The 18,635-nt window shown below is 64.4% G+C and carries 20 protein-coding genes; 6 read left to right on the top strand and 14 right to left on the bottom strand.

From position 1 onward, the window contains the following. Positions 1 to 111 precede the first annotated feature (111 nt). The gene (locus tag FHX47_RS01445) at positions 112 to 750 is read left to right on the top strand and encodes an HD domain-containing protein (protein WP_183357113.1); all 639 of its coding nucleotides are present in this window, start codon (positions 112 to 114) and stop codon (positions 748 to 750) included. A gap of 38 nt (positions 751 to 788) precedes the next feature. Then, a complete protein-coding gene (locus tag FHX47_RS01440) occupies positions 789 to 1,928 on the top strand; it encodes an MFS transporter (RefSeq protein WP_183357112.1) in 1,140 nt (379 codons plus the stop codon). Positions 1,929 to 1,971: 43 nt separating this feature from the next. On the opposite strand, the gene FHX47_RS01435 is transcribed toward FHX47_RS01440, so the two are convergent. From FHX47_RS01435 to FHX47_RS01415, 5 genes are all read right to left on the bottom strand, one after another. Continuing rightward, complete coding sequence (locus FHX47_RS01435) at positions 1,972 to 2,583, bottom strand: DUF2238 domain-containing protein (RefSeq protein WP_183357111.1); 612 nt, start codon at positions 2,581 to 2,583, stop codon at positions 1,972 to 1,974. Further along, positions 2,580 to 3,425 (bottom strand): endonuclease/exonuclease/phosphatase family protein, encoded by an 846-nt coding sequence (locus FHX47_RS01430; protein WP_221205958.1) that lies wholly within the window; start codon positions 3,423 to 3,425, stop codon positions 2,580 to 2,582. The genes FHX47_RS01435 and FHX47_RS01430 overlap by 4 nt, the downstream gene beginning before the upstream one ends. Positions 3,426 to 3,498: 73 nt before the next feature. Further along, positions 3,499 to 4,224, bottom strand: a complete 726-nt coding sequence (locus tag FHX47_RS01425) for a glycosyltransferase family 2 protein (RefSeq protein ID WP_246327891.1) — start codon at positions 4,222 to 4,224, stop codon at positions 3,499 to 3,501. Between the two features lie 149 nt (positions 4,225 to 4,373). After that, positions 4,374 to 4,856 (bottom strand): heme-binding beta-barrel domain-containing protein, encoded by a 483-nt coding sequence (locus FHX47_RS01420; protein WP_183357110.1) that lies wholly within the window; start codon positions 4,854 to 4,856, stop codon positions 4,374 to 4,376. 14 nt (positions 4,857 to 4,870) lie between these two features. Beyond that, on the bottom strand, positions 4,871 to 5,881 hold the full coding sequence (locus FHX47_RS01415; protein ID WP_343064257.1) for a calcium:cation antiporter: 1,011 nt from the start codon (positions 5,879 to 5,881) through the stop codon (positions 4,871 to 4,873). Positions 5,882 to 6,243: 362 nt separating this feature from the next. Here FHX47_RS01415 and FHX47_RS01410 point away from each other — a divergent pair, with 362 nt between their 5' ends. From FHX47_RS01410 to FHX47_RS01400, 3 genes are all read left to right on the top strand, one after another. Next, on the top strand, positions 6,244 to 6,873 hold the full coding sequence (locus FHX47_RS01410; RefSeq protein WP_343064256.1) for a TetR/AcrR family transcriptional regulator: 630 nt from the start codon (positions 6,244 to 6,246) through the stop codon (positions 6,871 to 6,873). Between the two features lie 77 nt (positions 6,874 to 6,950). Next, positions 6,951 to 8,387: an MDR family MFS transporter gene (locus FHX47_RS01405; RefSeq protein ID WP_183357109.1), complete on the top strand. Its 1,437-nt coding sequence runs from the start codon at positions 6,951 to 6,953 to the stop codon at positions 8,385 to 8,387. Positions 8,388 to 8,446: 59 nt separating this feature from the next. Beyond that, the gene (locus tag FHX47_RS01400; RefSeq protein WP_183357108.1) at positions 8,447 to 8,872 is read left to right on the top strand and encodes an HIT family protein; all 426 of its coding nucleotides are present in this window, start codon (positions 8,447 to 8,449) and stop codon (positions 8,870 to 8,872) included. 75 nt (positions 8,873 to 8,947) lie between these two features. Here FHX47_RS01400 and FHX47_RS01395 read toward each other — a convergent pair whose 3' ends face one another. From FHX47_RS01395 to FHX47_RS01375, 6 genes are all read right to left on the bottom strand, one after another. Next, a complete protein-coding gene (locus FHX47_RS01395) occupies positions 8,948 to 10,315 on the bottom strand; it encodes an HNH endonuclease (RefSeq protein WP_183357107.1) in 1,368 nt (455 codons plus the stop codon). A gap of 57 nt (positions 10,316 to 10,372) precedes the next feature. Then, positions 10,373 to 10,717 (bottom strand): hypothetical protein, encoded by a 345-nt coding sequence (locus FHX47_RS11030; RefSeq protein WP_343064255.1) that lies wholly within the window; start codon positions 10,715 to 10,717, stop codon positions 10,373 to 10,375. 286 nt (positions 10,718 to 11,003) lie between these two features. Then, positions 11,004 to 11,570, bottom strand: coding sequence for a DUF429 domain-containing protein (locus FHX47_RS01385; RefSeq protein WP_343064309.1), 567 nt, complete (start codon positions 11,568 to 11,570; stop codon positions 11,004 to 11,006). After that, positions 11,456 to 11,791, bottom strand: a complete 336-nt coding sequence (locus FHX47_RS11025) for a hypothetical protein (protein ID WP_343064254.1) — start codon at positions 11,789 to 11,791, stop codon at positions 11,456 to 11,458. Before FHX47_RS11025 ends, FHX47_RS01385 begins: the two co-directional genes overlap by 115 nt. A gap of 230 nt (positions 11,792 to 12,021) precedes the next feature. Then, entirely contained in the window at positions 12,022 to 13,560 is a 1,539-nt protein-coding gene (locus FHX47_RS01380; protein WP_183357106.1) for a BCCT family transporter, read from the bottom strand. A 269-nt stretch (positions 13,561 to 13,829) separates the two neighbouring features. Continuing rightward, entirely contained in the window at positions 13,830 to 14,921 is a 1,092-nt protein-coding gene (locus FHX47_RS01375; protein WP_183357105.1) for an IS630 family transposase, read from the bottom strand. 276 nt (positions 14,922 to 15,197) lie between these two features. On the opposite strand from FHX47_RS01375, the gene FHX47_RS01370 reads away from it, so the two are divergent. After that, positions 15,198 to 15,344 carry a hypothetical protein gene (locus FHX47_RS01370; protein ID WP_183357104.1) on the top strand — a complete coding sequence of 49 codons (147 nt, stop codon included), beginning with the start codon at positions 15,198 to 15,200 and terminating at the stop codon, positions 15,342 to 15,344. Positions 15,345 to 15,394: 50 nt separating this feature from the next. Here the strand turns inward: FHX47_RS01370 and FHX47_RS01365 are convergent, their stop codons facing one another. From FHX47_RS01365 to FHX47_RS01355, 3 genes are all read right to left on the bottom strand, one after another. Next, positions 15,395 to 16,240 carry a hypothetical protein gene (locus FHX47_RS01365; protein WP_183357103.1) on the bottom strand — a complete coding sequence of 282 codons (846 nt, stop codon included), beginning with the start codon at positions 16,238 to 16,240 and terminating at the stop codon, positions 15,395 to 15,397. Positions 16,241 to 16,445: 205 nt separating this feature from the next. Beyond that, the gene (locus FHX47_RS01360; RefSeq protein WP_246327890.1) at positions 16,446 to 18,287 is read right to left on the bottom strand and encodes a DUF2075 domain-containing protein; all 1,842 of its coding nucleotides are present in this window, start codon (positions 18,285 to 18,287) and stop codon (positions 16,446 to 16,448) included. Further along, positions 18,274 to 18,627, bottom strand: a complete 354-nt coding sequence (locus tag FHX47_RS01355; protein WP_183357102.1) for a nucleotide pyrophosphohydrolase — start codon at positions 18,625 to 18,627, stop codon at positions 18,274 to 18,276. Before FHX47_RS01355 ends, FHX47_RS01360 begins: the two co-directional genes overlap by 14 nt. Between the last annotated feature and the right edge of the window lie 8 nt (positions 18,628 to 18,635).

The raw sequence follows: 18,635 nt of genomic DNA, 5'->3' as shown, positions 1-18,635 counted from the left end.
ACGGCACTCACCCTCCACGCTAGGCAGAACCCGGGCTGTTCGCCACAGGATGGGTCGCACGGCGTAATCTGGAGACAGAGGTTGTATAGAGCTTCGATGTGAAAGGACACCATGACTGAGACCATCGCCGGCGTGACGATCCCTGACAGCAGACTTGCCCAGGAGGCCACCGAGCTGGTGCGTGAAGCGGCCACACCGCTGATCTTCGACCACTCGCGTCGGGTCTACATCTTCGGTGCGCTGCGCGGGGCTGAGCACCAGCTGGACTACGACCCCGAGCTGCTCTACGTGGGGGCGATGTTCCACGACCTGGGCCTGACGGATACCTACCGCCGCAATGATCAGCGCTTCGAGATCGACGCCGCCGACGAGGCGCGCCGCTTCCTGGTCTCCCACGGCATCGACGGCGAGGCCGCCGATCGTGTCTGGCAGGCGATCGCTCTGCACACCACCCCTGAAATCCCGCTGCATATGCCAGCGGAGGTCGCCCTGGTGACCCGGGGCGTGGAGCTTGATGTGCTGGGCATCGGCTATGACGCCATCACTGAGGAACAGCGCAGTGCCGTGGTGTCAGCCCATCCCCGGCCGGACTTTAAGAACCAGATCCTCGCCGCATTCACCGAGGGGCTCAGGGACCGGCCTGAAACCACGTTCGGCAACGTGAAGGCCGACGTGCTGGAGCATTTCCTCCCCGGATTCCAACGCGGAGACTTCGTGGAGGTCATCAAGAGCAGCCCGTGGCCTGAGTGACTCCACCTGCTCAGCGGCACGCAATGAACAGCTCCGTGATGCGCGCCCCATCTGTCCTGCGAGCCCCGGGCATGCCGCTGCTCATTGCGATGACCGGCCTGGGCTTCTCCGGCTACTCCGCCCTGCTTCCGGTCGCCCCGATGTGGGCCGCCGGCGGCGGTGCCGGTGCGGCCGGGGCCGGGCTGGTCAACGGGGTGCTCATGCTGTTCACCGTGCTGGCCCAGCTGGTGGTTCCAGTCTCGCTGCGCCGCTTCGGATGGACACCGGTGCTGGTAGCCGGAATGCTGCTGCTGGGAGTTCCCTCTGCGGGGTTCATTCTCAGCGACGAACTGGCGCCGGTGCTCGCCGTCTCCGCGCTGCGCGGCCTCGGGTTCGGGGTGCTGACGGTCACCGGCAGCGCCCTGGTCGCCGAGCTGGTCAATCCGGCCCGCCGGGGCAAAGCGATCGGGGTCTACGGGCTGGCAGTTGCCGGACCGCAGGTGCTCTTTGTCTCCACCGGGCCCTGGATCGTCGATCAGCTGGGCTTCGAACTGACCTTTGCCATCGGCCTGCTCCCTGCCGCGGCGGTGGTGCCGGCGATCATGTTGGGCCGGCGGGTGGAGCGGGTTCCCCAGGCCAAGGAGCGGGCCCCCTACGGCAGCCTGGTGCGCCCCATGGTGCTGCTGCTGGCTGTCACCCTCGCCGGTGGCGCGCTGATCACCTTCATGGCGCAGATGAGCCACAGTGCGATTCTCAGCATGCTGGCCCTGCTGGCCATGACGGTGGCTGCGGCCCTGACCCGCTGGTTGGTGGGCACCCTCTCGGACCGGTTCGGACCGCGAACGTTCGTGTGGCCGCTGGTCATCGTCACTGCCCTGGGCATGGCCACCATCGCCTGGGCGGTGCGCGACTCGGAGTCCACACTCGTGCTCCCGCTGATGATCGGTGCCTCCTTGGTGGGCATCAGCTACGGAGGGCTGCAGAACCTCACTCTGGTGATGGCGTTCCAGGTGGTGGAGCGTCCGCACTACGGATCGGCCAGTGCGGTGTGGAACATCGGATTCGACACCGGCACCGGCCTGGGTGCGGTACTGATCGGCGCGATCGCCGCAGGGGCTTCCTTCAGCACCGCCATGGTCATCGGCGGCGCGATCTCCCTGCTGACGGTGCCGCTGGCACTGCGCAGAAGAGTGCACTGATGCGCTGCGCCGGATCGCAGCCTCTGCTGAGCAGCTGGCCGAACTACCGGTCGTCGCGGGAAAGCGCGGGGCTCATGTGGGCCGCGGGTCGCATCAGCCGAAGAAACGCGACGGCGAAACCCCCGCACAGCGCCCCCAAACCGCCAGCCGCCATATCGGAGATGGTGTCTGCGTAGGTGATATGAATCTCTGCGGTGATGTAGGTGTAGCCGAACCACTCGACCATCTCCCAGAGCGCGCTCAAGCCCAGACCGAACATGGTGGTGAGCACCAGTGCAGCAGTGCTGGTGAACCCGGCAGAACCTGGCGCCGCCACGATCCGCAGCTGCGCGAAAAGCAGATACAGTCCCGCAGCCAGCACCCCGCCGCCGATGAGATGAATGAGCAGATCCCACCAGGAGATCGTGGTGTACAGATCCAAGACATTGCTCCACGCAGCCACCAGCAGCGTGCCGACCAGCACGCTGTCCGCCCCGGCTCGCAAGCCGAGGAACCGCGGAGCGACCAACCCAGGCAGCGTGAACGCCACAATGCCAGCATCGGTCAGGTCGAACAGCACTGCCGCGATCACGACGCTGAGTGCGCCGAGGATCCGCAGGACCTCGGCCGTCACCTCAAGCAGGGTCTGTGGGGGGCGCAGAAAGTTTCCAATCATGGGCTCGTCTCGCCCCCGGACAGCGATATCAGCGCCTGTACCGGCAGATGATCAGATGCCCATCCGTCGTCATGCTGGTGGGCGTTGATCGCCGCACGGAGCACCCGAATGGCCGGTGACACCAGGATCCAGTCGACGCGGCCGCGGTGCTGGCGCGGCGCTCGGTAGTTGGCGAAGGTGTCCCACTCCTGACTCTCGTGTTTCTGCGCCACGGCCCAGGAGTCTGTCAGTGTGTCGCCGCCGAGCAGCTCACGCAGTGGTGCACTCCGCGGACCTGCGTTGAGGTCACCGGTGACGACCGCGGGCAGTCCGCTGTCTGCCGCAGCGCCTCGTACCGCTTGTGCCGAACGTCGTCGCGATCGCCCTGAGAGGTGGTCGAAGTGTGTGTTGAGCGCCAGAAACGTCTGTCCGGTTGCCCGATCGCGGAAGGAGGCAGTCACCAGGATCCGGGGAATGATGTTCCCCCACGAGACGGAGCCCGGCCGGTCCGGTCGGTCAGAGAGCGCGGCCTGGTTCCAGTCGAGCAGTTCAAGTCTTTCGGCGTCGTAGAGGATCGGGCATCCTTCTCCGCTGCCTCCGGTCCCCCTGCCGCGGCCGACAATCCCGTAGCGCATTCCCAAAGAGCTGCGGAGGAATTCGGCCTGGTCGGTTCGTGCCTCCTGAGCGCCGAGCAGCGTCGGCCGCTCGGCGCTCAGCAGGGACCGGGCCCGCGGGGCACGAGTGTCCCAGCGGTCTGCCCCACGCGCAGACGGCAGCGTCCGCCGCCGTCGAACGTTCCAGCTCATGACCTGCAGAGCCGGTGCCGCAGCAGCCCCGAAGAGCGCCGAGTCATCGATGTTCATCGGGCCTCCCTGGAGCGGACTGTTGGGTTGAACACTGCGTTGAACCCTGGGATCCCCAGCATCCGGGCCCACCTCAGTGGGGGAAAGTCACCGGGCCAGTGGGTAACAACAGTGCGAAAACCCGGCGGATGCGGTGTCGGAAGGAGCCCACGCTGCGGAATGGGCGCATCGAGATTCCCATGGCCGGCGATCTCATGTGCCCCACGCGATAGTGTTCTCCGATGTGGAAGGACAGGTCGAGATCGTCATGCAGCTCGGGGTCTGCTCGGTGCACGGTGGCCCGGATCGCCTGCCAGGCCTCCCGCCGCATGGCAAAGTTTGACCCGAACAGGGGCCGGTGGCCCAACGCCGCTGTCGATACCACCGTGTAGGCGCACAGGTAGGTGAGCGCCAACGGGGTTCGAAGAAGGACCGGGCCATCGGTGAATCGCCCAGATCCGGTCAGTGCGGAGATCCTGGGCTGCTCGTGGAAGGCCGTCACGACGTGGTCAATCCAAGACGGCGCAGGTGTACAGTCGGCGTCGAGCCGGAGGATGAGATCGCCCGCCGCCGCATCGTAGCCTCGCGAACTGGCCGCGGGTATCCCCGGTTCAGGACAGTCGAGCACCTTTGCCCCGCCGGCTGCGGCTATCGCCGCGGAATTGTCCGTGGAAGCGTTGTCCACCACGATGATCTCGTCGGCTGGCCGGGATTGGGCGCGCAGCGCTGCCAGACACACAGCCAGCGCAGCACTGTCATCTTTGACCGGGATGACGACCGACACTTCTGTGCCCGCCTCGAGCGGGTTCTTCTCGGTCATCTCCACGTCACCTCCGGTTTTGGCTGATCACACCTCAGGCTAGTTCCTCCACTGGGTCGTCTTTGGTTGATAACCTCCATGCAGTCCACAACCGGAAGTGCTTGCCAGGTTTCACGGAGATCAGGGCCAGCAGCGGACGCGCTGCGATGTCAATGCGGGGTGTGGTGGGGCTGAAGCACTGAGCTGAGGTGGTGGGTCATGGGGTGCCCGACGGCGGCCATGGAGAACCTGGTGGTCAGCTCATCGCCCACCAGGCGGTACCAGCGAGTGGTCGCGTCGACTGTCTTGGCACTGGCGGCGTTCACGACCCGAGAGTGCAGCTCCGCAGAGAAGCCCTCAGCCTCGAGCACCAGAGCACCCTCTGCCAGCTCGGTCTGACCAGTGGGCTGGGCCAGGACGAGTTCAAGTCGACCCTCACCGGGCAGCCGCAGATAGCCGGTCTCTACGTGCATCGGGGCACCGACAGGCGACCACGTGCGCTGAGCATAGTGCAGAAAGGGCTTGCCGAGGTCGGTAAACGTGATCTCCTCGGTGTATTCGAAGGGTGCGATCGTGGGGTACTCCCCGCGACCGCTCCCCCGCCACGTTCCGATCAGGCTCGCCACCGGCTCCAGGCTGGGATGAATCTCCATGGAGGGAGTCTATGTCAGCTGAACAGCGTCATCGCGTATGCCACGAACACCGCCAGGTGGACCGCACCATGACCGGCACTGATGCGCTTGGCCAGCACAGTGTTCATCCCCAGCAGCAGACTGACAGCCAGCAGGACAACGTGGGGCAGCGACTCCGCGAGGATCACGGTCTGGCCCGTGGCGGCACCGATGATCAGCACGGCTGGAATCGTCAGTCCCACGGTGGACACCAGCGCACCGTGGCACAGGTTGATCACCCGCTGCGCCTCACCGCTGAGTCCCGCGCGCACGGCCGTGATCCCCTCGGGGAGGAACACAATCATCGCGATCAGCAGCCCGGCCAGGGCAATGGGGGCGTTCATGCGCGCCAGTCCGTCATCAAGCAGTGCAGCCATGTCGTGTGAAAGCAGCACAATCGGAAGCACCGTCCCCACCAGCACCGCCGCGCGGGTCAGTACCTCACGTCTATGGTCGCGCAGCACCTGTGCCAGGCCGCTGGAGGTCGCTCGGTCGTGGTGATCTCCGGCCACGGTCAGCGGCACAGGCTCCCTGTAGTCGCTGGCTTCGGCGGTGGTCTGACGCAGCAGAAAGAACCCGTAGACGGCCAGGGTGATGGCCACCACGACTACCTGCTGCCACGCCGTGTAGGCCCCCTCTTCTCCGATGGCCCCCGGCATGATGAGACCGAAGGTGATCAGCACGATCAGCATGGCCAGGTACGTGGAGGTGCCGGCGCTGTTCAATCGGAGAGACCCATGGCGCAGCGCACCGAGCAGAAGCGAGAGGCCCACCACCAGGTTGAGGATCACCATGCTCACCGCCATGACCGAGTCCCGGGCGATGGTGGCGGACTCCCCCGGTCCCAGCATCACCGCCATAATCAGGATCACCTCGATGATGACGATGGAAAGGGTGAGAACCAGCGAACCATAGGGGTCGCCCAATCGTTGTGCCAGATGCTCGGCCTGCTGCACCACACCGAAGGCGCAGTAGGCGATGATCACGACCAGCGCGGTGAGCACCACACCGAGCAAAAGATGAGGCAGCTGCGCACCTGCAGGTGCTGCAACGGCTGCTGAGACAACCGAACCCCACCCGATCAGGAGCCTCAGAGCCACACTGCCGCTGAGGATCGAACGCACGCTGAGGCTGTCGCACGGCTGCTGAGAGTCCACCAATAACCATTCTCACGGGGTCGTCCCCGTTCAGAGAATCACGGCCCAGGTCGTCCCAGCCGTGGCGGTGCAGAACGCACCGCGTGAGACCCCTGCAAGTCTAACTCAACAGCCAAGCCGCACCTCCGCGCTGAACCCGCACTGCGCAACGCGCGACCCGAACACCAAGGATATTTTGCAGGCTGTGCAATTATGCAGGTAGTGTACGGGTAGTGACGGAGAGTGAGATTCCCACTATGGGTTTGCGAGAGCGGAAGAAGATGCAGACCCGTCGAACCATTCGGGGTGCGGCTCTGGATCTGGCGATTGAGCTTGGTCTGGAGAATCTCACGGTCGAGGCCATCGCCGATGCCGCCAACATCTCGCCGCGGACATTCTTCAACTACTTCGCCCACAAAGAGGATGCACTGGTGACCGACGCCGCCGCGGCAGCTGTCGCGCTGCGGCCGCACATCGTGGCCCGGCCGCCCCATGAGTCGCCCTTGCACGCGGTGAGAGCCGTCATCACAGAGTATGACCCGTTCTCCTTGGTGAACGCGGACCGAAAGCGTGCCCTGGCCCGGCAGAAACTGGTTCAGGAGAATCCGCGCCTGTTGGCGCGTCAGCTGGGGGCCTACGCGATTCTGGAGGCGGAGTTTGCCCAGGCAGTCGCGGAGCGGCTCGACGTCGACCCGGAGGCAGACCTTCGCCCGGCACTGGTGGCCAGTGTGGCCGCCGCAGCCATGCGCGTCGCTGTGACACGGTGGACGGCTGATGATTCGGTTCAGCTGACTGAGCTGCTCGTCGCCTGCTTCGACGAGTTGGAAGGGGGTCTGCTCGTTGCAGGCACCGACACCGGCTGACGGCGGCAACCACCTACGACCAGCGCTGGCGCGCCCCGCTGCCAGGACCACTGACCCAGCAGAGAGGGACTTCTGCGATGAATGACTCCGACCGGACCGATGCGTCCAATTCCGTGCCGGTCAACCGCAACGTGGTGCTGGCAGTGCTGGTCTCCGGCGCGTTCGTCATCATCCTCAATCAGACCCTGCTGAATACGGCCCTGCCGGCATTCATGGAAGACTTCGGCATTACGGCCAATGCCGCACAGTGGGTGACGACCATCTTTATGTTGGTGAATGGGATCATGATTCCGGTCACCGCGCTCCTCATCCAGAAGTTCACCACACGTGGACTCTTCCTCACTGCCATGGGCCTCTTCAGCGTCGGGACGATCATCTGTGCGCTAGCACCGGTGTACCCGGTGCTGTTGGCGGGGCGCGTGGTGCAGGCCGCCGCCGGCGGGCTGATCATCCCGCTGATGCAGACCATCCTCTTCGCGATCTTCCCGGTGCATAAACGTGGTGCGGCCATGGGGACCTTCGGGCTGGTGATCTCCTTCGCTCCGGCGATCGGCCCGACCCTTTCCGGCTGGATTGTGGACAACCTGCCCTGGCAGACGCTGTTCTACATGATGCTGCCGATCGCGCTGACCGCCATGGTGGTCGCATACTTCATCCTCAGAAATGTCACCGAGCGCACGTTCCCACCCGTGGACGTCCTCTCGATCATCCTGTCCTCGTTCGGATTCGGCGGTCTGCTGTTCGGGTTCGGCGGGGCCGGGGACGCAGGATGGCTCAGCCCTGAGGTGATTGCCCCGTTGGCTATCGGTGCGGTGACACTGGCCCTCTTCATCTGGCGCCAGCTGAAGCTGGAACAGCCCCTCCTGGAGCTTCGGGTGCTGCGCTTCACCATGTTCACCCTCAATACCGTTCTTGGCATGTGCGTCTTCATCGCCATGATCGGCGGAATGCTCATCATCCCGGTGTTCATGCAGAACATGAGCAACTTTAGCGCCATGGAATCCGGGCTGGCGCTGCTTCCGGGTGCGGCAATCATGGGACTGATGTCTCCGGTCACCGGTCGGATCTTCGACCGCGTCGGAGCGAAGTGGCTTTCAGCCATAGGCTTCGCGCTGCTGACCGGCGGAACGTTCATGCTCACCACCCTCTCCGTCGACACCACCTTCACCTACCTCGCCGTCGTCAACGCCGTGCGCATGCTGGGAACGGCTATGGTCATCATGCCGGTCACGACGGCGGCTCTGAATCAGCTGCCGCAGCGGCTCATCCCCCACGGCACAGCGTTGAACAACACGATGCGCCAGATCGCCGCCTCCGTCGGCACCGCAGTGCTGGTCACCGTCATGGTGGGGGCCGCCCGCGACCCAGAGGTGTACGGGGCCGCCGGCGCGATCCATGGGGCGAACGTGTCGTTCTTCGTCGCCGGTGTCATCAGTCTGCTGGGCCTCGTCGGCTCCTTCTTCATCAAACACTCCCACGGACCGAAGGAGCCTGCGGCCGACTCCGAGGCCTGAGGCCGGGGACGTCGAAAAGCTGCTTACCCCTCCCGAGTCTCCCAGCGTAGACTGGCGCGATGGAGACTAGCGACTGCATTTTCTGCGGAATTGTGAACGACCCCTCCCAGTCCGAGGTGGTGTGGGAGGACGAGGTGACCCTCGCCTTCATGGACATCAACCCCACCAATGCCGGACACGTGCTGGTGGTTCCCCGCGAACACCACACGGCCCTGACGGATCTTCCGCCGGAGACGGCCGCCCACGTGATGCGCGTCGGCCAGCGCATTGCTCAGGGAATGATGGACTCCGAGCTGAACTGCCAAGGCATCAACCTCCTCATGTCAGAGGGCGCGGTGGCCAATCAGGTGATCTTCCACTCACACCTGCACGTCCTCCCCCGCTATGAGGACGACGGGTTCATCGTCAAGGCCGGAGACGGCGGCCCCAAGGAAACCCTGGCGCAATCGGCAGAGCTGGTGCGCAGCGCACTCTCAGACAGCTGAGCCGTCTCCCGAGAACAGCGCTGCGGGCAGCAACCATCCCGCGGTAGAGCACGTAGGCGCCCTGCGTTCAGGTGATCAGGGGTAGGTGTGGGTGGGCAGCCAGAGGTCTATTACTGGTGGTCTGCTGGCAGTGGGTTCGGTGTCGCCGCGGGGTGGTGGGTGCAGGTGCCCGTGGGATTTGAGTCGGTGATGGCGTCGACACAGACTCCACAGGTTAGCTGCGTTGGTCTGCCCGCCTGAGTCCCATGGTGTCTGGTGGTCGAGGTCGCAGCGTTCTGCGGCGACGGTGCATCCCTGGATTTGGCAACGCCCGTCGCGGAAGATGATCGCTTCCCGCAGCCGCTGCGGTGGGTACCGGCCGGAGTAGGTGACGGTGAGGACATCGACGTCGGCGTCGCCGGCCCGGGGGCGGGTGATGCCCTGATACCAGTGGTGTTCAGCGTCGGTATCAGTTGCCAGTGCGCGTGCCTGGTCTGCGTCCAGCGCCCAAGACCGGTCGGCGGAGATCGCCGGGTCATTCGATTCGCTGGTGAGGGTGGCTTCGGGGATCATGATCATGATTTTCGCCTCCACCGGTGCTGGCTCGCCAGTGGGGTTAGTGCGCAGCCACGCAGAGAACAGGTCGGCTTCCCGCTGGGCCAGCGTCGGAGACTCACCGGCCTGACCCGGGCGGCCACACTCACCTGCCCCAGCGCCATGCTCGCGGGACCAGGAGCCCGCCGACCCCTGCTGGGCGTCTGTGGCCGCGGTGTCTGTGGCGGCAGTGTCTTGGGCTGCAGTGTCTTTGGCAGCACTGTGGTGGCGGCGGGTGATGATTTTTAGCCGCTTCTCGATGGCGGCGGCTTCGATAGTGGGCAGGAAGGCGGAGACGATGCTCATCCCGTTGGGCAGGTGGGCGAATTGCACATGCCGCCGGGTGCGGGTGGTCCGGGTCAGGCGCTCATAGGCTTCGAAGTCGGTCTTGGCGATGTAGCGGGCCAACCAGTGGGCGAAGTCGCTGGTGCTGCGGGCCGCGGCCTGCTCGGCTGCGGCGGCGTCGACGATGGCCAACACGTGGTCCTCGAGCTCACAGCCGGCGTCAACGATCTTACGCAGCCGGACCAGGTCGATCAGCCCGGTGTGGAAGGCCTGCCAGGTGGCGGGCAGGTGGTTGCGGGCGAAGCCCGCGGCGTCCAGGATGACCCCGGCGGTCATGTCACTGACCCCCAGCAGCATCGCCGCCTCAAGGTGGGCATCCCGCACCGCTTCCTGGTGCGGGATGCCACCCTCCGCGTGGCACTCGGCCACCACCCGACTCGTGTAGTCCAGCAGGGCGGTCAGCTTGGCCGCTTCCGCCTTGCGGGCGGCGGCCTGGTGCTCCCACGCGGCAGCCAGCTCCGGCTCAAAGCCCAGGTGCTCCACAGCCTGGGGCATCGGCGGGTCAAGAACTGGCAGCTGATCCATACCCACCAGCCTAAATGTGGGGTAGGACACACCGGCTGTCACCAGTCCGAGATCAGGTCACTGCTGCTTCGGAGCGACCTCGCGGATCTGGCCGAATTTCAGGGCCGTCCAGAAGTCCCCGCGCACGTAGCGCTGCTCCGGGTCCGGCTCGAAGTCCCAGGGCCGGGCGGTGCCGTACTGCAGCGCCTGGGCCACCAGCCGACGTCGTGCCTGGCTGGTCAGCACCTCCTCCTCCAGTGCGGTGAGGTCATACTGTGCTTCCAGGTCGGTCCGCAGCCGGGCAGCCACGTCGGCGTGCCCTGGGTCATCGGCCGCATTGTGCAGTTCGAACGGATCGGCGACGAGGTCGAAAAGCTGGTCCGGATCTCCGGGGCAGAGCACAAACTTGTACTGCCCGCGCACCAGTGTCAGCTGGGGCCGCTGGGTGCCCTCCTGGGGCGGTCAGTCGGCTCGTCCTCGTTCGTCACTATGAAGCTCCCTTCAGGGTCGCATCGCCTTCGGCCATGACCTGTCGAGTCAGCGGCGTCATGCGTGCGCGCAGCTCTTCCCGCGCAGATCACCATGAAATACGGTGGCTCTCCCTCAACCAGAGCGGCCCGGGTCCGCTCTCATCGAGGCGGCCTGTGGGCCAGCTGTCTCAAGCGCGCACCTAAACCGGGGGCCGGTTGTCACGCGGGGAGAACCGGGCTCACTGTATCTGATCTCGCGCCGCTGCGGGGGCAGTGGGACTTTCTTGTCGCGTCAGCCAGATCCAACCCTCTTGGCGAGCTGCTGCGAGCAGTGCCTCAGGTGGAGGCTCGCCTCGGCCCAGCGCCACTTCTCGGCAGATGAGCGCAGCGAGCACGGCATCAAGGGCATCATCGTCGGCGGAACACAGGTCCCGATGCCCGTTCCACGCCAACCACGGTGCCTTCAGCGCCAACGCGGCCACCAGCTCGGCACGCTGCTCAGCATTGTGACGCCCTTTGTAACCACGATGCCCCAGCGACCAGCCGTGCAGAGCCGCTGCCGGGTACACCTCACAGACGACGCCCGAGCCGTCACGGGCCACGTTCACCCCCAGCTCCCGCAGCCTGGCTTCAATCCCCGCCCAGCGCAGAGCAGGGTGGGCGATCCGGTCGGTTGAGACGCTCAGCGGGGTCAGTCCCGTACGGCGATGAACTTCTGCATCGGTGGCACGCATCGCATGGCTTCGCCTCCACTGGGGACCGGTGGAGGCCGGGGCAGGCACGGTTCCGGCAGCATGGGCGGTGATGAGCTCGACGAACCGCTTCGGCCAGCCCAGCGGGACGTCGACACCGGCCAGCCCAGCGGGACGTCGACACCGGCCAGCCCAGCAGTCCGGATCGCCTCAACGATGTCGTCGTCCTCGACCCCGACGCGGACATGATCGACGACGCACCCACTGTCCTCACGCAGAATCGCAATGCCGGTGTTCTTCGGATCAGCGGCCAGGTCGATGCCGACGAACGTCATGGAGCCTGGATACTCAACCGTGACGTGGTCCATCCTTCGCCCCAGATCGTCCGCAGTCTCCAGCACTATCGGAACAGTCGACGAACCAGGCGGTGCAGACCGCGCCGGCCGGCACGCTTTCCCATCGCCTGCGGGCCGCGCCGCACCGCACGTGCATCGCCGCGCATTCGTCTCAGCCGAAGCAACCAGTTCAGCATGCTGACCTCCTACTCAATGTGGGTGCTCAAAGTCTACGTGTCGGCAGGCTCCGGCCGGGCGGTCCCCGTGCGGTCACGCCACAGCATGATGACCAGCGAGGTGCCAAGGCCCACCAGGATGACGGTGAACGGGGCCGCCGCGACGACCGCAGCGCCGCGCAGACTCTCGGCTCCCCCGCTGATGAGCAGCACGGCGGCAAAGGCCGCGGCGAACGACCACATCAGCCGCATCGGACGCGGTGGCTTCATGCTCCCGCCCGTCGTCGTGCTGCCCAGCATGAACGACGCCGAGTCGGCGGAGGTGATGAACAGCAGAGCCAGCACCGGAAGCAGCAGCACCAACATGACTCCGGTCAGCGGCAGGGTGTCGAACACAGCCAGGGTGGCACTGGATTTCGCCTCCTCGGCGCGGTCGGCCACCGACACAGCGCCGCTGAGCTCACGCTCCAGCGAGGTGCCGCCGAAGACCGAGAACCACACGACACTGACCAGGCTCGGCACCAGCACCACCCCGACGACGACGCCGCGGATCGTGCGACCGCGGGAAATGCGCGCAATGAACGTCCCCACGAACGGCGCCCACGCGATCCACCACGCCCAGAAGAAGGCGATCCACTCCCTGGTCCACGTGTCGCCCGGGGCACCTTCGGTCGCCAGACTCATCGGCACGAGGGTCCCCACGTAGTCCACCAGGCCCGTGCCGAGCGTGGAGACTATCGAGCCGGTGGGGCCGGCGACGAACACGAAGAGGAGAAGCACACCGCAGAGCACGATGTTGACGAGGCTGAGAATGCGGATTCCGCGCCCCAGCCCCGTCATTGAGGAGATCGTCGCGAACGTCATCAGCCCCGCGACGATCGCGATCTTCACCCCGTAGGAATCGGCGATGCCGAACTGTTCGGCGAGTCCGGCATTGAGCTCACCGGTGCCGAGCCCGAGCGAGGTGGCAATGCCGAACAGGATCGCAAGAACAGCGAGCGTGTCGATGGCGCTGCCCACCCATCCGTCCACGAGACGTCCCAGCAGCGGACGCAGTGCCCCGCTCACCAGCATCCCACCATGCCGGTTGTGGGCCGTGTACCCGATCGCGATCGCGACCACGGCATAGATCCCCCATGCGTGCGGGCCCCAGAAGAGGTAGGAGTACCGCATTCCCGCCCGAGCTGCCTCCACAGAGCCGGGTTCAGTGGCGTCATACGGCGGATCCGCGAGGTGAATGAGCGGCTCGGCCGCTCCCCAGAACAGGAAGCTCAGCCCCACCCCGGCGCACAGGAGCATGGCAACCCAGGAGACGGCGCCGAACTCAGGCTTCGCGTCGTGGCCGCCGAGCCGCCGTCTGCCCACCGGAGCCAGTCCGAGCACGACGACGAACACCAGCAGCAGCGACACCGTCACCGGGTACACGGGCCCGAAGGTCCGGACCACCACCTCGCGGATCGCGACCAGGGACTCAGTCAGCGCCTGGGGGAAGATGAGGCCGAACAGGACGAATGCGACAGACAGCACCAGCGAGGCATAGAACACCGGTCCTATGCGTCCCCGCGCCTCCGATTCCTGTTCGTGCGCCCTCATTCTTCCTCAGTCTAGAGACCGACGCCGTCCCGCGCATGCACCAACCGACTCGCAGCTTCCACGGGTTGGAAGGGGAACCACTCCGCGGCCGTGGCGGCTCACGTCTGCTGCAGTGCCTCCGGGAACGGGCCACTCGAGTGGAAGACTGCGCACGTGCCGGGCTCCACCGTGAGTGAGTCGACCGGTGAGTGGCCCCTGGGGCAGCGATGGGCCGCGGCGTCCGTCATTGACCATGCATAGGGACGGCCCCGTGCCTCTAGTGGTCTGTCTCAGTTTTGGTTTGCCTGTTCGTTGAGGCTGGTTCGTGCTCGGGCGACTTTGTCCAGGATTGACTCAGCGGTGGCTGTCCATACATAGGGCTTGGGGTTCTCGTTATTGGCTTCGATGTATTCTTCGATGCTGTCGATGAGCTCGGGCACGGATCGGAAGATCCCGCGGCGTAGGTTCTTCTCGGTCAGATCGCGGAACCAGCGCTCGACCTGGTTCAACCACGACGAAGACGTCGGGGTGAAATGGAAATGGAACCGGGGATGCTTCTCCAACCACGCTTTGACGTTGGCGTGTTTGTGGGTGGCGTAGTTATCCATGATCAGATGGACATCCAGATCATCGGGGACCTTGCGGTCGATGGTCTTGAGGAACTTCAAAAACTCCTCGTGACGGTGCTTGGGCAGGCACTGGCCGATCACCTTGCCGGTGAGCACGTCCACGGCGGCGAATAACGTGGTGGTGCCGTTGCGCTTGTAGTCATGAGTCATCGTCCCAGCCCTTCCAGGGACCATCGGCAGCGAGGCCTGGGTGCGGTCCAGCGCCTGGACGGAGGATTTCTCATCCATGGCCAGCACTACTGCCTGCTCCGGCGGGTTGAGGTAGAGCCCGACGATATCGATGACCTTCTCATCGAAGGCCGAATCATTGGAGACCTTGAACGTATCCACCCGGTGGGGCTTCAACCCCAACTCGGTCCAGACCCGGTGCACCGTCGAATGCGAGACACCCAGCTCCTTGGCCAGTGAGCGGCTGGACCAGTGAGTCTCGCCCTTGGGAGTCTCTTTGGTGGTTATCCGTACGATCTCAGCGACCGTCTCTGCCGGGATGGAGGGCTTGCGGCCCCGGCCTTTCTTGACCTTGCCCCAATGCTTCAGCCCCTCGGTGGCGAACGCGGAACGCCAGGCCCGTACTGTCATCGCCGAGACCCCATGATCTGCGGCGATGGTGCGGTTACCGGCCCCCTCAGCGGCAGCCAACAGCACCCGGGCGCGGACGACCTCCCGATGAGCTGCCGCAGTAGAGCGGGCGACCTTCTGCAGGACCTCACGGTCAGTCTCGGACATCACAAGAGGTGGCGCTGGAGCAGACATACTCCAGTCTACCTCTAGACGGCCTAATTATTTGCGAGACACACCACTAGTATGGTCGTCGACCCACCAGTGAGGACCGGGCGTGGCCAGGGGACGAAGACAGGCGCGCCGGACCGCCCCTACAGGGACGCTCACTCGCACTGCACGTACTCAGCAGACGCCGTAGGCGAACCATGCGATCCATCTGGAGCGCCATTGGAATCCGGCAAAGGAGGCCCAGGCCACCGACCGTGGTATCGCATCGGCCAGCACCGCCCGGTACATGTGTACTTGCCCATGGCCCTGCATCCCGATCCGTCGATCACGTCCTTCGACGAGAACCTCAACCACCTGCTCACTGAGAAGACCGTGCTGAAGGACGCCGTCATGGTGCCGGAGCAGGTCGAGGAGCAGGAGGTCATGGGCCGGATGGGGCTCGGCTGAGCAGAGCCAGGCTACCCGGCTGCTTGTCCCCGCTCAGCCACCCCGTACGGTTACTCCGCCTCTATCGGGACTGTGATCTCGACTGGGGCCATCGTGCTCTCGTACCCGATTTCAATGATCAGTTCACCGCCGATTTCGGCGCCGGGGAACGCTTCCACCTGTGATGCCATCGAATCGGCTCCGAGGTCGAACGCCCCCACCGAGTTGGAGCTGTCAGATTGACGTCCATCTGGACCCCGGTACTTCACATTGTGGTACATGATGGGAGCCTCCCCGGCAGCGAGGTCGAACCCGACGGTTAGCGTCTCATTGGACGCGGCTTTATACGCGACGACGGGAGTGAGTTCGGCTCCTTGGTCACCGGGCACTGGGGAACCATCGCTGACAATGAGGCGATCGTCCAGAGACTTCCCATCCACTGTAAAGTTCTGGATCTTTCCGTCAGACCCGACGAAGTCGGCGAAGATCGAGCAGTCTGCAGGTTCACTCTCAAGGCAGATCTCGAATCCCTCGTCAGTGGATTCAACCGTCTCGGACGCCATATTCGCCATTCCGGCATCAATCAGAGCTTGGGCGACGTGGGCCTGATATGTCAGGTAGGCGTCAGCCACGGATCCCTCCACCGTCAGGCTCCGGGCGTCTTCCGCCGCCGCAACGTCATTGGAAGCAAGCGCCTCGACGTAGACGTGCAAGTCGTCATCTGTCGGGAGATCCTCGCTCTCAGCAGTCTCCCTCGAGCTGTCAGAAGCCTCAGCCGATGCGGCGCTCGAGGTCTCCGAACGCATCTGCTGGACCTCGCCCTCTCCGTCCTCTGTCGGTGACGACTGTGAGCCGGAACAACCGGATACAGCGACGAGCATGGCCAGGGAAACAGCGGACAAGGGTGCGGCACGCATGGGCAACCTCCTGGTGAACGAGTGATAGGCAAGGCGCTGAAGACGGTGAGGAGCGGCCGCACCGGTGATACCGGTCCCTCTCGGCCGCCCCCTTCCGCTACGCCTTATGCTGCCACTCTACAGACGGCCACCGACACGACGCTGTGCAGTCTGCATCATGCCGCCAGCAGCTCGCTGCGCTCGCCCGATAGCGGTCAAGAAACGACTATCGACGCGCACTTTCGGGAGACCTGGTCAGGCCATCCGAACCGTCGTGGGCGGGCACATCGTACTCAACTTCAATCGGAGAAGAGTCTCGCCTGTCAGGCAATCTTCGGGCCCGTTCCGTTTGAGGAATGTATCGCGCCATGAAATCACGCAGGTGAGGATCGCATACGTAGATGAGGGTGCCCTTGATCCCTCTCGTCAACAGAACTCGGTAGATGTTCTGCACGTAGTCAAGAATGTCGTCGTCGGTGTACTGGATGCCGAGCTTCTTGTTGTTCTCTTTGCCTTTGGTGTCGAAGTAGTTCGAGCGGTCGAAGTAGACCTGCCCCGCCTCGGGGTCGTAGCGCAGGTCCGGCCCGATGATCACGCCGGCGTAGTTGAGGTCGTAACCCTGGAGCGTGTGGATCGATCCGACTTCCTCCAACGCGTTCGGTGAGTTGACCCAGTCGACGTCGGTGCTGTTCCAAGAGAACTTCACCCCGTCGAGTTCGAAATCGTAGGCGGCGCCCTCGCTCTTCGTCGCCCAATCCCAGGCGTAGCCGGCAGCCATGCGAGCCAGCCCGTATTCAGCGTCAAGCTGGCGGATCCGGGCGTACATCTGGGAAGCATCGGAATACATGCAGAACTCGTAGTCGCCGACAGGGGCTGGTGCTCTTTCTTCCCCTCGAAGCAGTCGACGGATATGGGGCATGTACTCGTCGCCGGCGTTGAGCCGAAGCTGGGATGCCAGCGTGACGTGCTTCCCGCCTGTCGTCGCCTCGTTCACGAGCCCATCGATCGTCTCGCGGGAGAGGTCAGCGGGGCGCACAGTCTGTTCCGCATCCAGGAGAAGGACCTGGTGGTCACTTTTCTGCCGAACCCAGTCGAGCTGCGTGTAGAGAGGCGAGTCGTTCCCGAAGAGCTTCTCGTTGATTTCTCCGAAGTCGCGGTTCCGGAGGCCTGACGACTGGTTGGCGCGCTGATTGAGCCGATGCGTCTCGTCGACGATGAGGAGGGAGTAATGCTGGTCGCTCTTACCCAAGGAGAAGGGTGCGAGAACCATGTCCTTCGACAGCTGAGGCGTTCTCGTGAAGACAGCTTGGATGGACTTCCGGAGGGCCTGCTGCGGCACAACCAGACCGATGGTGAAGTCTTGCAGCGCCTCCCGGAACTCCGGGGTGAAGAACTCGGAGAACCGGCTGTCCCCTTCGAGGTCTTCCGCGATCTCCTCATCGGTGACGGTCGCAATGTCGCTCAACAGCTTCATCAGGTAGACAGCGACCACCGTCTTGCCAGTGCCAGGGTCTCCTTGGATGACCAATGAACGTGGCTCAGCGCCTGACTCCAAAGACGAGCGCAAGGCCCGTAGCAGGTCCTCGACAGCGAGCGCCTGCTCGGGCGTCAGCGTCTTGAAAGGAGACAGCTTGAAGAGGTCCGAGTTCTCGATCTCCGGGATGCTTCGCTCGAAGATCTCCGCCTCGCGGAGTGCTTCGAAGATCTCGGGGAACGCGTCTCGATACGTCTCGCGGTCGTGATAGTCCGCATCGACGATGCCATGGTTCCGGTTGATGACCTCATACTTGCCGTCGCCGGCTAGCCATCGGATCAGATGAGACTCGAGGTCGAGAGCCGCCGACTTGTTGAAGTGCTCGTGCAGCAGGAGCCGCACCAGTTGCATGTCGCGCTTGCTCTCAGATGCTTGATGCTGGCGGATGCGGCTCGTCGCGCTGAGAGTCTCACCGACGTAGATCTTCTTTCCACCGTTCAGCGCGTAGACGACTGGCCAGTTCTTGAGTCGGGCGTCGTCGTTCTCCGGGAGCTGTTCCCGCATGGAGAACTTGCGAATCTCAAAGGCGGTCATATTTGGTGCTCCGCCCACGTGCCTTTTCGGTCGGATACTTCTCTCTGGTCCGCTGCAGCTTCTGCCGCACGATCTCTTTCGGATCCAGGCCGAGACGGTCGGCGAGCAGCAGGCAATAGGTCAGCACATCAGCAAGCTCGTCTCGGACTTCGGCAGATGAGTAGTCGGGGCCCGACCATTGGAAGCACTCGAGCAGCTCGCCAGATTCGATGGAGATGCTCTTCGCCAAGTTCTCCGGAGAATGGAATTGGCTCCAGTCGCGTTCGGAGACGAAGTCTCTGAGTTCGTGCGTGACGTCATTCACCTGATTCACGCTATCAGCATGGGAAGTTCGACCCATCACATACT

It is taken from the genome of Garicola koreensis, from assembly GCF_014195445.1.
Lineage (GTDB): Bacteria > Actinomycetota > Actinomycetes > Actinomycetales > Micrococcaceae > Nesterenkonia > Nesterenkonia koreensis.
This window is presented reverse-complemented; position numbering and strand designations above follow the sequence as displayed.